The following is a 14,008-nucleotide window of genomic DNA, read 5'->3' as shown; positions in this document are numbered from 1 at the left end:
CCGATGGCTGTGTGTCAGTTGCAGAGTCTGGCTCTGACACACCGCAATCGGGGGCAAGCCCCCTCCCACAATGAGATGTTTGTCTGGCATATGGCGCCAAATCACCGGCGTTGTGGCAAACTTCGCGGTTACAAGATGAATAAAGCGTTGCCAGTTCGATGCCCGCTGGACGGAATCGAACGACTCACAGTTTGGTACGACGGTACCAATATCTTCTGCCTGACAGATTTAGAGGAACGACCGTGCATAACGTCGTCATCAGCGGCACTGGCCTGTACACCCCGGCCAACAGCATCTCCAACGAAGAGCTGGTGCAGTCTTTCAATGCCTATGTGCAGCAGTTCAACCGCGAAAACGCCGCTGCCATCGAGCGCGGTGACGTGCAGGCGCTGACTGAGTCCAGTGCGGCGTTCATCGAAAAAGCCTCGGGCATCAAGAGCCGTTTCGTGATGGACAAGGACGGCATCCTCGACCCCCAGCGCATGGCCCCACGCCTGCCCGAGCGCAGCAACGACGAATGGTCGGTGCTTTGCCAGATGGCCGTCGGCGCCGCCGAACAAGCCCTGCAGCGCGCGGGCAAGACCGCCGCTGATATCGATGGCGTGATCGTCGCCTGTTCCAACCTGCAGCGTGCCTACCCGGCCATCGCCATTGAGGTGCAGGAAGCCTTGGGTATCCAGGGCTTCGGTTTCGATATGAACGTGGCGTGTTCGTCGGCCACGTTTGGTATCCAGAATGCCGCCAACAGCATCCAGCTGGGCCAGGCCCGGGCGATCCTGATGGTCAATCCGGAAGTCTGCACCGGCCACCTGAATTTCCGTGATCGTGACAGCCACTTCATCTTTGGTGATGCCGCCACGGCGGTAATCCTCGAGCGGGCTGACCTGGCGACGTCCGAGCATCAGTTCGATGTGGTGAGCACCAAGCTGCTGACCCAGTTCTCCAACAACATCCGCAATAACTTTGGCTTTCTCAACCGCACGGCGGAAGAGGGCATCGGCGCGCCGGACAAATTGTTCGTGCAGGAAGGCCGCAAGGTGTTCCGCGATGTGTGCCCGATGGTGGCCGAGCTGATCGCTACGCACCTAGCGGAAAACCAGCTGGGCGTCAACGATGTGAAGCGCTTCTGGCTGCACCAGGCCAACCTGAGCATGAACCACCTGATCGTGAAAAAACTGCTCGGCCGCGAGGCCTCGGTGGAAGAAGCACCGGTGATCCTCGATACTTACGCCAATACCAGCTCGGCGGGTTCGGTGATTGCGTTTCACACCTATCAGGACGACTTGCCCAAGGGCTCCGTGGCGGTGCTCAGCTCGTTCGGTGCGGGCTATTCCATCGGCAGTGTGATCCTGCGCAAACGCTGATGCGCGCGTTTACATCGAGGTGTTGAATGGCCGCAGCGGACGACGCGCACCTGCTTGAACGCTTGCTCAAGGGCGAACAGCGGGCCTACAAGGAACTGGTCACCACTTACCAGAGTGCGATGCGGGCGGTGGCCTATGCCATCGTCGGGCAGCGGCATGCCGACGAGGTGGTGCAGGATGCCTGGTTGTCGGTGGTCCGCAACCTCGCCCGGTTCGAAGGGCGTTCCAGCCTGAAGACCTGGCTGCTGACCATCACGGCGAACGCCGCCAAGGGCCGCTACAAGCAAAATCGTCGCGAGGTGCTACTCGACGACCTGCCTTCCCCCCATGGCACCATCGGTGATGACCGCTTCACCCCGGACGATGGCCACTGGGCTGTCGCCCCTTATGCCTGGCACCAGGACACGCCGGAAGCCTTGCTGACCGAGGAGGAATTGCGTAAATGCCTGGAGCATACGATTCTGAGCTTGTCCGAGTTGCAGGGCAGCGTGCTGGTGCTGCGCGAGCGCCAGGGCCTGGAGCTGGAAGAAATCTGTAATCTTCTGACGCTCTCACTCTCCAATGTGCGCGTGCTGTTGCATCGAGCACGGCTTAAAGTCTTCGCAACCGTGGAGCATTTTGAGGAAACGGGCGAATGTTGACGTGTAAAGAACAAGTGGCACGTTCCAGTGACTACCTCGATGGGCAATTGACCTTTCGTGAGCGTCTGCTGGTGCGTCATCACTTGATGTTCTGCCCGAACTGCCGGCGTTTCATTCGCCAGATGCGCCTGATGCAGGCGACGTTGCGGATCATGCCGCAGGAGCCAGTGAAAGATGCGGACGCACTGGCCGAACGGCTCGCCGCCGAACGACGTAAAGACGTGTAGGCGCGAGCAAGCTCGCGCCTACAGGGTGAAGTTAGAACTTGGCTTCAGCATCCAGTTGCAGCGTGTTGGTGTTGGCGTCACGCTGGGTACGGCTGGCGTAGTCAGCCTTGGTCAGGAAGTACGTGGCGCCCAGGGCGAAGTTCTTGTCGATGTCGTAGCTGACCTTCATCTTGTGACCGCGCGAACCGGTGGTGCCGTTGGCGAAGTCCGAATCGGTGAAGGCGCCCACGACCGCGTCGCGTTGCGTATCGCGGTAGTTATAGTCGAGGTTGAAACCGAACACCTTGGACTTGGCACCCACCAACCAGGCGGTGTCCTGATCGGTCACAGCATCGTTGTTTTTCACGTATTGGCCGTAGAAGGCCAACGGCACTGCCAGGCCGCCGATGTCCGCCTGGGCAAAACCTTCATACAGGCGGAATTCATTATTGGCCGAGTTGCCGTTGACCGCCAGTGCGCAAGGCGTGGTGGTGGTCGTGCAGCGGCTGTCCTTGTCGTTCTGGTAAGCGTAGACGCTGCCGCCCAGGGTCATTTTCAGGTTGTCGGTGAGTGAGAAGCGCGTGCCCAACTGGCCGGAGGTCAGGCGCAGGTCGTGGCGAAATTGCACGCCGTCGCCGTCGACGTTGTCCTTGAGGTTGTAGTTACCCAGGCTGCCGAACAGTTCGGCACTGGCGCCCAATGGATATTTGTAAGTGACTGCCAGGCCTTCGGGGTTGATGTCGCTGTCCCAGATCACATCGCCCATGCTCACCCACGGTTGCAGCATCTTGCCGCCGATCACGTGCAGGTTCTTGATCTGGTCCGGGTGGTAGTCGATGTAGCCGAGGTCCAGCCAGATCGATTTTTTATCGAAGTAACCATCCTGGTCCTGGTTGGTGGAGCGCGCATCGTCACCGCCGCCCGTGGCGATACGGATACCGGTGTCCACTTGCGGGTTGATTTCGGTGTAGGCGCCGAGGCGGGCCCGGATACGTTGACGGTCCTTGTCACGCCCACCGTTGTTGGGCTCGCCATCGATCTTGATGGTTTCCTGGCGAAAGCGCACATCGCCCTTGAACTGAGTCTTGGCGGCCCAGGCCAGCTTCTGGTCGAAGCTGCTCAGCTCGTTGGTTTTTTTCGCGGTGGCGGCGATCTGTTCGTTGGTTTCTTGTTGAGCTTGCCGGGCGATCTGCTGTTCTTTCTGGTCTTTGGCCAACTCGTTTTGCAATTCGGTGTACTGCGAAGCGGTGATCTGGCCGTTGGCCTTGAGCATGTCGAGCAACTTAGCGTCGACTGCAGCGCTGGCCGGAACGCTGAGGGCCAGCATCAGGCCGCCACATAGGGCCGCCGCAGTTTTAGTGGAAGCAAGACGCATATCAATCTCCGAAAGTGAGGAGGGATACAACCCCTCCAGGACACAACCGACCGATGACGGACGGAAAAAATGCCACCCGGCAACCCGGGTGCTCTGAAAACAGGCGTCAGTATCGCGGCGGTTTATGACGGAGTAGTGGCTAAGTGATTTCATCTGCATGACAACTTGTTTGCCGATGGAACTATCGGTTTAGAGCTGTGTCCGGCCATTTTTGGTGATGTGCATAGGGCTGTGATAGGCGATACTCGCCAGGCTTTCACGTCAGAAACAGAGAGGATGCCGATGCCGTTGCAACGCCTGCACAGCCTGTCCGAAATCACCCCGCAGGCCTGGGATGCCCTGGTGCCGCAGGCCCAGCCGTTCGTGCGGCATGCCTTCCTGAGCGCGCTGGAAGACAGTGCCAGCCTGGGGCCCCAGTCGGGCTGGCAGCCGGAGCATTTGCTGCATTGGGAAGGTGACCGGCTGGTGGCCGCATTGCCCGGCTATCGCAAGTGGCATTCCTACGGCGAGTACGTGTTCGATCACGGTTGGGCTGACGCCTGCGCGCGCGCCGGCATCGACTACTACCCCAAGCTGCTGACGGCTGTGCCGTTCAGTCCGGTCAGCGGCCCGCGACTGTTGGCCGCCAATGTCGAAGACGGCTTCGAGCTGTTGAACAGCCTGCCCGGTTACCTGGAAATCGAAGGGCTCTCCGGCGCCCATATCAACTTCACCGACACGTTGGCCGACGACGCACTGGCCCGGCAACCCGGCTGGCTGCAGCGCCTGGGCTGCCAATTCCACTGGCAGAACCGTGGCTACCGCGACTTCCAGGACTTTCTCGACGCCCTGAGTTCACGCAAGCGCAAACAGATGCGCAAAGAACGCGAGCAGGTGGCGGGGCAGGGCATTGAGTTCGAGTGGCTGCAGGGGCACGAGCTGAGCGAAGCCCAGTGGGATTTCGTCTACGCCTGCTACGCCAACACCTACGCGGTACGTCGCCAGTCGCCCTACCTGACCCGGGCGTTTTTCAGCCTGCTGGCCGAGCGCATGCCCGAGGCGATCCGCGTAGTACTGGCCAAACAGGGCTCACGCCCGGTAGCCATGGCGTTCAGCCTGATCGGTGGCGGCAGTTTCTACGGCCGCTACTGGGGCTGCCTGGCCGAATTCGACCGGTTGCATTTCGAAACCTGTTTCTACCAGGGCATGGACTACGCCATCGCCCACGGCCTGCAACGCTTCGACGCGGGCGCCCAGGGTGAGCACAAATTGATTCGCGGCTTTGAACCGGTGATCACCCGTTCGTGGCATTACCTGCGCCATCCGGGGTTGAAAAACGCCGTGGAGGATTTCCTCGAACGCGAGCGGGTGGGGGTTCTGGCGTATGCCGAAGAGGCGAGGGAGGCCCTGCCTTATCGGCAGGGCTGACTGCTCCTTGTCCTGGGTGTCGATGCCTTCAATCGATCCCGACAAACCCACCCGTCTGATGCTGCCACAACCGCGCATACAGCCCGCCATGTGCCAGCAATTGGGCATGGCTGCCACTCTCGGCGATCTGGCCTTTCTCCAGCACCACCAGGCGGTCCATTCGCGCGATGGTCGACAGGCGGTGCGCAATCGCAATCACGGTCTTGCCCTGCATCAGGGTTTCCAGGCTTTCCTGGATCGCCGCTTCCACTTCCGAGTCCAGCGCTGAGGTGGCTTCGTCCATGATCAGGATCGGCGCGTCCTTGAGCAGCACACGGGCAATGGCGATGCGTTGGCGTTGCCCGCCGGAGAGTTTCACGCCGCGTTCGCCCACGTGGGCATCCAGGCCGGTGCGCCCTTCGGCGTCCGACAGCAGCGGGATAAACTCGTCGGCACGGGCCTTGTGCACGGCGGCCCAGAGTTCTTCGTCGGTTGCATCGGGCTTGCCATACAGCAGGTTGTCGCGGATCGAGCGGTGCAGCAGCGAAGTGTCCTGGGTGATCATGCCGATCTGTGCGCGCAGGCTTTCCTGGGCGACTTCGGCGATGTCCTGGCCGTCGATCAGGATGCGTCCGCCTTGCAGGTCGTACAGGCGCAGCAGCAGGTTGACCAGGGTCGACTTGCCCGCGCCGGACGGGCCGATCAGGCCGATCTTTTCCCCTGCCTTGATTTCAAGGTTGAGGCCGCCAATGATCCCGCTCTGCTTGCCATAGTGAAAATCCACCTGCTCGAAGCGCACTTGACCATGGGGCACGCTCAGGCGCGGGGCGTTGTCGCGGTCTGTCACCGCCAGCGGCTGGGCGATGGTTTTCAGGCCGTCCTGTACCATGCCGATATTTTCGAAAATGCCATTGACCACCCACATGATCCAGCCGGACATGTTGACGATACGAATCACCAGGCCGGTGGCCAGGGCAATCGCGCCCACGGAAATCAGCGACTGGGTCCACAACCACAAAGCCAGGCCGGTGGTGGTGACGATCAACAGGCCGTTCAGGAGGGTGATCACCGTGTCCATGCCGGTCAACACGCGGGCGGCCAGCTGGGCTTTTTCGGTTTGCTCGATGATCGCTTCCTTGGCGTATTCCTGCTCATTCTGCGTATGGGCGAACAGCTTCAACGTGGTGATATTGGTGTAGCCATCAACGATGCGGCCCATCAACTTGGAACGCGCCTCGGAGGAAATCACCGAGCGCTCTTTGACCCGTGGTACGAAGTAGCGCAGTGCCAGGCTGTAGCAGATGATCCAGGTGATCAGCGGCACCATCAGCCGCCAGTCTGCCTCGGCAAATAACACCAGGGAACTGATCGCATAGATCGACACATGCCAGATGGCCTCCGCCGTCGCCACGGCCGAATCGCGCAGGGAGTTGCCGGTTTGCATGATGCGCTGGGCGATGCGCCCGGCGAAATCGTTCTGGAAGAAGTTCAGGCTCTGCTTGAGCACGTAGCTGTGGTTCTGCCAGCGAATCAGGCTGGTCATGCCGGGGTTGATGGTCTGGTGCACCAGCAAATCGTGCAGGCCGTTGAAGATCGGGCGCAACAGCAGCGCGACCACGGCCATCCAGATCAGCTCGGCGCTGTGGACCTGGAAGAAATCCGCCGGCGGCGTGCCCTGGGCCAGGTCGATGATGCGACTCAGGTAACTGAACAGCGCGACTTCGATGAGCGCACCGACCAGTCCTACCACCAGCAATGCGGCGAAGCAGGGCCACACCTGGCGCAGGTAATAGAGGTAGAAGGGCAGGACTTTTTCGGGAGGGGCCGCGCTGGGTGCATCGCGGAAGATGTCGATCAGTTGTTCAAAGCGACGATAGAGCATTAGGCTTGACGCCCGCCGTGCGGGCTCTCCTTTCAAATGCGCACGCCGCCTTGTGGGCAACGTGCGGAGCTACTTGCAGGTCTACCCGCAGACCTCAGTCGATGCGCTTGGCCGACTTGATCAGGACGGGATCGATTGGCACGTTCTGCATGCCTTGCTTGGTGGTGGTCTGGGAGTTGACGATGACATCGACCACGTCCATGCCCTTGACCACTTTGGCGAATACGGCGTAACCGGCATCGCGGCCCGGGTCGAGGAAGGCATTGTCTGCCACGTTGATGAAGAATTGGCTGGTGGCCGAGTTCGGGTCATTGGTACGAGCCATGGACAGCGTACCGCGAACGTTATGCAGGCCGTTGCTGGCTTCGTTCTTGATCGGTGCTTCGGTCGGCTTCTGCGACATCTGCTGGGTGAACCCGCCGCCCTGGACCATGAAGCCTGGGATCACACGGTGAAAAATCGTGCTGGTGTAGAAGCCTTTATCGACATAGGCGAGAAAATTCTTGGTACTGATCGGCGCCTTGACCGGGTCCAGTTCGATTTCAATGTCGCCATTGGTGGTGGAGATCAAGACGTGGGGCGCCTTGACGGGCTCGGCTGCCATCAGGTTGGCAGCGAACAGAACGGAACCGGCAAAGAAGGCGATTTTTTTCAGCATGGGTCAGTGATCCTGGGTAGTGGCATCGACGGAGTTTAGAAAGTCGAGCAGGGTAGCGTTAAAGACTTCGGGTTGGTCCAGGGGCGTGGCATGGCGGAATCTTCAATCACCACCAGTCGCGCGTTGGGCAGCAGTTTTACATAGATTTCTTTCTGCGCCACGGGGGTGTAATCGTGGTCGGCGTTGATGACCTGGGTTGGACAGGTGATTCTGGAGCGTTGTTCCTGCCGCCACAGTGCACTATCGCGTCGAGCTTGCACAATTGAACGCAGGCCATGGGTGAACTCCGTTTCAGGCTTGCCGGGGGGCCGCGAAGGGCGCGTCCAGCGGGGCGGTATCGAAGGTGCGCAACAATTCCACGAGGATCTGCGTCGCCGGGCCCAAGGGTTTGTCCTTGTTCGAATACAAATAGAACGTCGGATGGCGGCTGCCGCCCTGTTCCAGCGGGAGTTGCTTGAGCACGCCTTCGGCAAGTTCGCGCTCGATCATGTGCCGGGGCAACCAGGCAAAACCCAGGCCGCTGCCCACAAACGCGGCGGCGGTGGCCAGGCTGCCGACGGTCCAGCGCTGTTCGGCGCCGAGCCAACCCACATCGCGCGGTTGCTGGCGGCCGGAGTCACGGATGACCACCTGCATCTGGCTTTCCAGGTCCTGGAAGCTCAACTCACGGTTCATGCGGTGCAATGCATGCTCGGGGTGGGCCACGGCGACGAATTCCACATCGCTCATTTCCGTGCCCAGATAACCGGCGATGCTGAACCCGCAAATCGCCAGGTCGGCCACGCCTTCTATCAGAAGCTCTTCGACGCCGGAAAGCACCTCCTCACGCAAGCGCACCCGGCACCCTCGGCTCTGCGGCATGAATGCGGTCAGGGCGCGCACCAGGCGCGCATTGGGGTAGGCCGCATCCACGACCAGCCGCACCTCGGCTTCCCAGCCTTGTTCCATGTGATGGGCGAGGTCTTCCAGTTGGCTGGCGTTTTTCACCAGTTGCCGCGAGCGGCGCAGCAGTACTTCACCGGCATCGGTGAGCACCGCCTTGCGCCCGTCGATGCGCAGCAGCGGCACGCCGAGCTGGTCCTGCATGCGCGCCACGGTGTAGCTCACCGAGGACTGTGAACGGTGCAGCGCTTCGGCCGCCTGGGCGAAGCCGCCATGGTCGACCACGGCTTGCAACGTGCGCCATTGATCGAGGGTAACGCGGGGCGCTTTCAAGATGAGCTCCTCTTGTCCTAAGCTGGCGGTCCTTATTGGAGACTGCCGAATGAGAAAATTCTGTTGTGTGTTGCTGGCGCTGCTGCCGATGAGCGCGTTTGCCTATCCCATCGACGTGACGAAAAAGATCGATGATGTAAGCATCGATTACACCGCGTCCGATGTGGACGGCGATATCAGTTCGATTCAGCTCAACAACTACGGCACGACAGCGGCGGTGTGTTCGGTGGTCTTTACCAACGGCCCTGAAGCGCCGCGTCGTCGTACTGTCACCGTACCTGCGGGCAAAAGCACTAACACCACGGTCAAGTTCAACCGCGCGATCATCAAGATGCGCATCGCCCTGACGTGCGGGCCGAAATAAAGCAAAAGCGGAGCATGCCCAAGGAATTACTCCGCTTATAAACAAATTTATAGATGGGTTATAGCAGTTTTTTGTGCTTTTTAATCGAATGGGCCCTGGTTAATCTTTTCTCCATCGACTTACAGCATTTACCGATGGAGCCTACATGGCCATGTCCAACGTTCTGATCATCGAAAGCAGCGCTCGCCAGCAGGATTCGATTTCCCGCCAACTGACCCAGCAGTTCATCAGTCAATGGCAGGCCACTCATCCAGGCGATCGGATCACCGTGCGCGACGTGGCGCTCAACCCGGTGCCCCACCTCGATGCCAACCTGCTGGGCGGCTGGATGAAGCCTACCGAACAGCGCAGCCCGATCGAACAGGCCTCCCTGGACCGCTCCAACGCATTGACCGACGAATTGCTCGCTGCAGACGTCCTGGTAATGGCGGCGCCGATGTATAACTTCGCCATCCCCAGCACCCTCAAGGCCTGGCTGGACCATGTGCTGCGCGCCGGGGTTACCTTCAAGTACACCGCCACCGGGCCGCAAGGTTTGCTGACTGGCAAGCGCGCCATCGTGCTCACCGCCCGTGGCGGCTTTCACACCGGCGCTGCATCGGACCATCAGGAACCGTACCTGCGCCAGGTCATGGCCTTTATCGGGATTCATGACGTCACCTTCATCCATGCCGAAGGCGTGAACCTGAGCGGTGACTTCCAGGAAAAAGGCCTCAACCATGCAAAGGCACTGCTTGCCCAAGTGGCTTGATCCTTTAATCGCCAGATAATCCCCCGGTGTTTATCTAGCGCCACGCAATCCCTTCAAGTACGCGTACCGAACCTCCCTTTGCACTTGTTGCTCCTGAGTGCTCCTGCCCGACTGCCGCTTTAGCGAGGTCGGGTTTTTTTTGCCTCGAGTTTCTTCAAACATCGAAAAGCTTTAATGTCGCGCCCATTCGAAACGAGGCGCACATGGGCTATTTACTGGTTGTTACCCTGATTCAGGCATTTTCCTTCAGCTTGATCGGCGAATACCTCGCCGGTCACGTCGACAGCTACTTCGCGGTACTGGTGCGCGTGGTCCTGGCCGGGCTGATCTTCATTCCATTGACCCGCTGGCGCGCGGTGGAACCGGCATTCATGCGCAGCATGCTGATCATCGGTGCGCTGCAGTTCGGCGTGACCTACGTGTGCCTCTACCTGAGCTTTCGCGTACTGACGGTGCCGGAGGTGTTGCTGTTCACTGTCCTGACACCGTTGCACGTCACCCTGATCGAAGACGCGCTCAACCGGCGCTTCAATCCCTGGGCACTGGTCGCCGCGCTGGTGGCGGTGGCGGGCGCGGCGGTAATCCGCTTCGACCAGATCACGCCGCACTTCTTGATGGGCTTTTTGCTGCTGCAACTGGCCAACTTCACCTACGCCGCCGGGCAGGTCATGTACAAGCACTTGGTGGCGCGCTATCCAAGTGATCAGCCGCACTACCGGCGTTTCGGCTATTTCTATCTGGGCGCCTTGGTGGTGGTGTTACCGGCGTTCCTGCTGTTCGGCAAGGCGGACTTCCTGCCCCAGGCGCCGCTGCAATGGGGCGTGCTGGTGTTTCTGGGGCTGGTCAGCACTGCGCTGGGCATGTACTGGTGGAACAAGGGGGCCTGCCTGGTCAATGGCGGCACCCTCGCGGTGGTGAACAACCTGCATGTGCCGGTGGGGCTGCTGCTGAACCTGCTGATCTGGAACCAGCATGAGCCGCTGGGACGACTGGCCCTCGGCGGCCTGGTGATTCTGGCGGCGGTGTGGGTCAGTCGGTTGGGGATCAAACGGGCGTCGCTTACATAGCAGCGAGAGACGTGTGCCAGGCCGAATAGGGCGTGTTTTTCACCTGACATTGATTGAAGTCGGGTGAACCGTCATCCCACCAGACGGGCCCGCGCTCACCCAGATCAACCTTGGCCTTTTGAACCTTCGCCCTCGCGCTTTTCAGCTGGCCCTCATCACCTGACGCTTTCGCGGTTTTTACTTCACGACGCGCGTCCATCAGTTCGTTAACCAAACGCTGCCGAACGTCTGAGGGTAGTAAAGGATTACTGCATCGCCAGAGTTTGCCGTTGACTACGAAATAGCGGCCATCGGGCGTTTTTGGATACATCAATGGCTCCGAGGGGCTCGTTATGCTGTCGGGCTCAGTTTGGGTTGGTACTCCCAGCCAGGGTTACTTTGACGATGGGAGTGATACCTACGTGTGATCCGCAACACTCCCCACAACATAGAAATGGCTACCGACATCCATGCGGCGATGATGCTGAAGATTGTCATTGCAAGGCTCATAAATGTCCCCCGTTGCTTTGCCGTCTTCTACTCTCATAGTAAATGACCCTGGTCCGTTACCTCGGATTCAATTTATTAATAGGGCGTACGCTTACAGTTCTATCAGCTCATGCTCGGGGCTTTTTTGGTGTAACGTAACAACACATCTAGAAGAGGTTTCCAATGTCTAAACTCGCAGAATTCCGCCAGCTCGAAAAACACCTTGCCGAACAGCTTCAGGCCCTCGAAGCTTTGAAGGGTGATGCCGGCCTCAAGAAAGAAATTGAATTCGAAACGAAGCTGCGCGATTTACTCGCAAAATACAGCTACAGCCTGAAGGACGTTATCAACTTGCTTGATCCACAAGCAGGGCGTCGCGCTCCAGCCGTCGAATTCAAAGCCGGCAGCCGCAAGCCACGCCAGTTGAAAGTTTATAAAAACCCTCATACCGGTGAAGTCGTCGAAACCAAGGGCGGCAATCACAAAACATTAAAGGCTTGGAAAGCAGAACATGGCTCCGCGACTGTTGAATCCTGGCTGGCGAAGTGACGACCTAAGGTATCAAGTGCATATCGCGTAGTTTGTCGAACACGTCGAAAAATGCTTGATCGCTCGCCTGGTAGGCGGTAAAGCCCATGGCACGGCTTTTTGACATATCCGTGACAACTTCAATGGGGCGACCAAGGTCTGCATCCGTGTGCCATGGGGACACCAGGCGACCTATATCGGGTTCTTTCAGGCCGTGTTCCGCGACTATTTGCGTCCATGCGGCTTGATCGTCAGCCATCTGCTTCTCAAGGGGAGAGAGCGAAGCGGGATAATCGGCAGCAGGCAAGGCGAAATAGTCGGCAATTCGGCCCCACATCCATTTCCAACGGAATACATCGCCATTGGTGACGTTGAATGCCTGATTGGCCGCAGCCGGCGTGGTGGCCGCCCACAGTTGTTGTTTCGCCAACTGCCGTGCATCCGTCATATCGGTGAGGCTGTCCCACTGCACTTTTGATCCGGGAAACACAAAAGGGCGATGGGTTTGTTTGCAAATCGAGGCATAGACGGCGAGGGTGGTTGCCATATTCATCGCGTTGCCTACCGCAACCCCGGTGACGGTATGCGGGCGATGAACGCTCCATGTGAAGCCGTCCTTTTCAGCGGCGGCGAATAGTTCGTCTTCCTGGGCGTAGTAGAAATTTTCGATATCCAGACGACCCTGTTCTTCGCGAAACGGTGTTTGCGGAAGGCTGCCCTTACCATACGCTTCGAACGGGCCGAGGTAATGTTTCAGGCCAGTAACCAGGGCCACGTGCTCAACGCTCTTGGCTGGGCGAATGGCGGTGAGCACATTGCGTACCATGGCGGCATTAACGCGAATGTTCTCGGCCTCCGTTGCTTGCCGTGACCATGTAGTAATGAACACATGCGTGGGTTTCAAATCCGCCAGCGCATGTTGCAGCGAAGCTGGATCCTGAAGGTCTGCCGCGACCGGGATAACACCTTGCGCTTGCGACGGATGCCTCGACAGCGCGGCGACCTGCCATTTGTTGTCGATCAGTAACTGAGTGATGGCGCTGCCGACGATTCCGCTGGCGCCCACGACTAAAGCTGTCTGGCTCATACGTTTCTCCTGGATTTAGGTTTGGGAGTGCGCCTGAGCAACAGAGGTTCAACCTGAACCTGAACCTGAACCGGATCCGCATTGAGCTGCACGGCACAAGGTAGAGCTGGCCCAACCCTTCGCTGAGCCGGCACGGAACTACGGCCTCGGCACCCCCGGCACATCCATATTGATCTTGCGCCAGAAGGCTTCAGAAAAGCTGTACGCCGAAAAAGCAATCAGCCCCAAGGCCATCACCATCAACATCAGCCATCCCGCTGGAAGATTCTGCAGCGCGTCCAGGGCTTCTTTCATACCCGGTGGATTCATGGCTTGATAAGTGGAACCGCTGATTGCCAGCAGCAACGCAATCTCTATAAAAACTACTCCACGGGCAATTAGGCCGAATCGCGACACTGGGCGGACGTACTGCATGACGTCTTCATCGGCCTCAAAATATTTCTCGAACGAGGCTTTCCACCCCTTGATGATATGAGCAATACCCACACCCAGCGGAACGAGTGCGATCAGGTACACCAACACATTCGAGTGATCCCATGACAAGAGATGCGCCAGCCAGTCTTTGGTCTGCCCGCTGGAATTACCCGAGCTTTTAATGCCGCTAATAAGCAGGCCCAATGCAAAGAGCGCGAGAGCGCCGTTAACCATACCTCCCGCTAACAGACCCGCGCGAATTACCAAGCCCTTAAGTTCTTTGCCATGATGGTCCACATCACGCGTAGCTTGCAGAACGCGCCAAGCCGCAAATGCGAGTAGGCCCGCCACCACAACCCCAACGAGAAAATAGCCGAAGGGTTGGCTAAGCAGTGCTTCCAGGCTCTTGTGGCTGTCTTTCGGCTTTGTCGAATCTTGTGCTGCCAGCAGTGCGAAGATGCCGATGATCAAATACAGCACGCCCCGAGCGGCGTAGCCTCCCCGAGCGAGTATTACCAGGCCTTGTTGTGCGGACATTCGATGTATTCCCGAGCTTTGATACAAAAGCAGACCCCTCTCGCTGGGTGGGGTTCTATTAACAG

15 protein-coding genes and 1 pseudogene are annotated in these 14,008 nt (G+C 58.9%); 8 read left to right on the top strand and 8 right to left on the bottom strand.

Features of this window, described 5'->3' with window-relative positions; genetic code table 11:
- Positions 1-242 precede the first annotated feature (242 nt).
- Genes C4J90_RS18895 through C4J90_RS18885 form a run of 3 tightly spaced genes read left to right on the top strand, consistent with a single transcriptional unit; the run spans position 243 to position 2,232 of the window.
- Positions 243-1,364 (top strand): beta-ketoacyl-ACP synthase III, encoded by a 1,122-nt coding sequence (locus C4J90_RS18895; RefSeq protein ID WP_124363871.1) that lies wholly within the window; start codon positions 243-245, stop codon positions 1,362-1,364.
- A 26-nt stretch (positions 1,365-1,390) separates the two neighbouring features.
- Positions 1,391-2,005 (top strand): RNA polymerase sigma factor, encoded by a 615-nt coding sequence (locus C4J90_RS18890; protein ID WP_124363870.1) that lies wholly within the window; start codon positions 1,391-1,393, stop codon positions 2,003-2,005.
- Positions 1,999-2,232 carry an anti-sigma factor gene (locus tag C4J90_RS18885; protein ID WP_124363869.1) on the top strand — a complete coding sequence of 78 codons (234 nt, stop codon included), beginning with the start codon at positions 1,999-2,001 and terminating at the stop codon, positions 2,230-2,232. The genes C4J90_RS18890 and C4J90_RS18885 overlap by 7 nt, the downstream gene beginning before the upstream one ends.
- Positions 2,233-2,263: 31 nt before the next feature.
- On the opposite strand, the gene C4J90_RS18880 is transcribed toward C4J90_RS18885, so the two are convergent.
- Positions 2,264-3,586, bottom strand: a complete 1,323-nt coding sequence (locus tag C4J90_RS18880; protein ID WP_124363868.1) for a putative porin — start codon at positions 3,584-3,586, stop codon at positions 2,264-2,266.
- Positions 3,587-3,868: 282 nt separating this feature from the next.
- Between C4J90_RS18880 and C4J90_RS18875 the strand changes: the two genes are divergently transcribed.
- Complete coding sequence (locus C4J90_RS18875) at positions 3,869-4,993, top strand: GNAT family N-acetyltransferase (protein ID WP_124420561.1); 1,125 nt, start codon at positions 3,869-3,871, stop codon at positions 4,991-4,993.
- Between the two features lie 28 nt (positions 4,994-5,021).
- Here C4J90_RS18875 and C4J90_RS18870 read toward each other — a convergent pair whose 3' ends face one another.
- The 4 genes and pseudogenes from C4J90_RS18870 to C4J90_RS18855 form a co-directional block, all read right to left on the bottom strand.
- On the bottom strand, positions 5,022-6,854 hold the full coding sequence (locus C4J90_RS18870; protein WP_124420560.1) for an ABC transporter ATP-binding protein: 1,833 nt from the start codon (positions 6,852-6,854) through the stop codon (positions 5,022-5,024).
- A gap of 94 nt (positions 6,855-6,948) precedes the next feature.
- Positions 6,949-7,512, bottom strand: a complete 564-nt coding sequence (locus tag C4J90_RS18865; RefSeq protein ID WP_124420559.1) for a peptidylprolyl isomerase — start codon at positions 7,510-7,512, stop codon at positions 6,949-6,951.
- Between the two features lie 3 nt (positions 7,513-7,515).
- A pseudogene (locus tag C4J90_RS18860) lies at positions 7,516-7,774 on the bottom strand (alpha/beta fold hydrolase); the annotation flags it as partial.
- A gap of 29 nt (positions 7,775-7,803) precedes the next feature.
- On the bottom strand, positions 7,804-8,727 hold the full coding sequence (locus C4J90_RS18855) for a LysR family transcriptional regulator (protein WP_124363864.1): 924 nt from the start codon (positions 8,725-8,727) through the stop codon (positions 7,804-7,806).
- A gap of 49 nt (positions 8,728-8,776) precedes the next feature.
- Here C4J90_RS18855 and C4J90_RS18850 point away from each other — a divergent pair, with 49 nt between their 5' ends.
- The 3 genes from C4J90_RS18850 (at position 8,777) to C4J90_RS18840 (ending at position 10,909) form a co-directional block, all read left to right on the top strand.
- Complete coding sequence (locus C4J90_RS18850; RefSeq protein ID WP_124420558.1) at positions 8,777-9,091, top strand: 3-phosphoglycerate kinase; 315 nt, start codon at positions 8,777-8,779, stop codon at positions 9,089-9,091.
- Positions 9,092-9,242: 151 nt separating this feature from the next.
- Positions 9,243-9,842: an FMN-dependent NADH-azoreductase gene (locus tag C4J90_RS18845; protein ID WP_124420557.1), complete on the top strand. Its 600-nt coding sequence runs from the start codon at positions 9,243-9,245 to the stop codon at positions 9,840-9,842.
- A 203-nt stretch (positions 9,843-10,045) separates the two neighbouring features.
- Complete coding sequence (locus C4J90_RS18840) at positions 10,046-10,909, top strand: carboxylate/amino acid/amine transporter (protein WP_124363861.1); 864 nt, start codon at positions 10,046-10,048, stop codon at positions 10,907-10,909.
- Here C4J90_RS18840 and C4J90_RS18835 read toward each other — a convergent pair.
- The gene (locus C4J90_RS18835; RefSeq protein WP_124420556.1) at positions 10,902-11,219 is read right to left on the bottom strand and encodes a hypothetical protein; all 318 of its coding nucleotides are present in this window, start codon (positions 11,217-11,219) and stop codon (positions 10,902-10,904) included. The genes C4J90_RS18840 and C4J90_RS18835 overlap by 8 nt on opposite strands.
- 341 nt (positions 11,220-11,560) lie before the next feature.
- Between C4J90_RS18835 and C4J90_RS18830 the strand changes: the two genes are divergently transcribed.
- A complete protein-coding gene (locus C4J90_RS18830; RefSeq protein WP_124363859.1) occupies positions 11,561-11,926 on the top strand; it encodes a histone-like nucleoid-structuring protein, MvaT/MvaU family in 366 nt (121 codons plus the stop codon).
- Positions 11,927-11,930: 4 nt separating this feature from the next.
- Here the strand turns inward: C4J90_RS18830 and C4J90_RS18825 are convergent, their stop codons facing one another.
- Positions 11,931-12,992 (bottom strand): SDR family oxidoreductase, encoded by a 1,062-nt coding sequence (locus C4J90_RS18825; protein WP_124420555.1) that lies wholly within the window; start codon positions 12,990-12,992, stop codon positions 11,931-11,933.
- Positions 12,993-13,130: 138 nt separating this feature from the next.
- The gene (locus C4J90_RS18820) at positions 13,131-13,943 is read right to left on the bottom strand and encodes a DUF1206 domain-containing protein (protein ID WP_124420554.1); all 813 of its coding nucleotides are present in this window, start codon (positions 13,941-13,943) and stop codon (positions 13,131-13,133) included.
- Positions 13,944-14,008 lie beyond the last annotated feature (65 nt).

This window comes from Pseudomonas sp. R2-60-08W, from assembly GCF_003852335.1.
In the GTDB taxonomy this organism is placed as follows: domain Bacteria; phylum Pseudomonadota; class Gammaproteobacteria; order Pseudomonadales; family Pseudomonadaceae; genus Aquipseudomonas.
The sequence above is the reverse complement of the archived record's forward strand: the minus strand, read 5'-3'. Positions and strand labels throughout refer to the sequence as shown.

Excerpts from the sequence above, each read along its gene's own strand:
- C4J90_RS18890 (WP_124363870.1), top strand. The coding sequence starts at position 1,391 with ATGGCCGCAGCGGACGACGCGCACCTGCTTGAACGCTTGCTCAAGGGC.
- C4J90_RS18885 (WP_124363869.1), top strand. The coding sequence starts at position 1,999 with ATGTTGACGTGTAAAGAACAAGTGGCACGTTCCAGTGACTACCTCGAT.
- C4J90_RS18880 (WP_124363868.1), bottom strand. The coding sequence starts at position 3,586 with ATGCGTCTTGCTTCCACTAAAACTGCGGCGGCCCTATGTGGCGGCCTG.
- C4J90_RS18875 (WP_124420561.1), top strand. The coding sequence starts at position 3,869 with ATGCCGTTGCAACGCCTGCACAGCCTGTCCGAAATCACCCCGCAGGCC.
- C4J90_RS18870 (WP_124420560.1), bottom strand. The coding sequence starts at position 6,854 with ATGCTCTATCGTCGCTTTGAACAACTGATCGACATCTTCCGCGATGCA.
- C4J90_RS18865 (WP_124420559.1), bottom strand. The coding sequence starts at position 7,512 with ATGCTGAAAAAAATCGCCTTCTTTGCCGGTTCCGTTCTGTTCGCTGCC.
- C4J90_RS18850 (WP_124420558.1), top strand. The coding sequence starts at position 8,777 with ATGAGAAAATTCTGTTGTGTGTTGCTGGCGCTGCTGCCGATGAGCGCG.
- C4J90_RS18845 (WP_124420557.1), top strand. The coding sequence starts at position 9,243 with ATGTCCAACGTTCTGATCATCGAAAGCAGCGCTCGCCAGCAGGATTCG.
- C4J90_RS18840 (WP_124363861.1), top strand. The coding sequence starts at position 10,046 with ATGGGCTATTTACTGGTTGTTACCCTGATTCAGGCATTTTCCTTCAGC.
- C4J90_RS18835 (WP_124420556.1), bottom strand. The coding sequence starts at position 11,219 with ATGTATCCAAAAACGCCCGATGGCCGCTATTTCGTAGTCAACGGCAAA.
- C4J90_RS18830 (WP_124363859.1), top strand. The coding sequence starts at position 11,561 with ATGTCTAAACTCGCAGAATTCCGCCAGCTCGAAAAACACCTTGCCGAA.
- C4J90_RS18825 (WP_124420555.1), bottom strand. The coding sequence starts at position 12,992 with ATGAGCCAGACAGCTTTAGTCGTGGGCGCCAGCGGAATCGTCGGCAGC.
- C4J90_RS18820 (WP_124420554.1), bottom strand. The coding sequence starts at position 13,943 with ATGTCCGCACAACAAGGCCTGGTAATACTCGCTCGGGGAGGCTACGCC.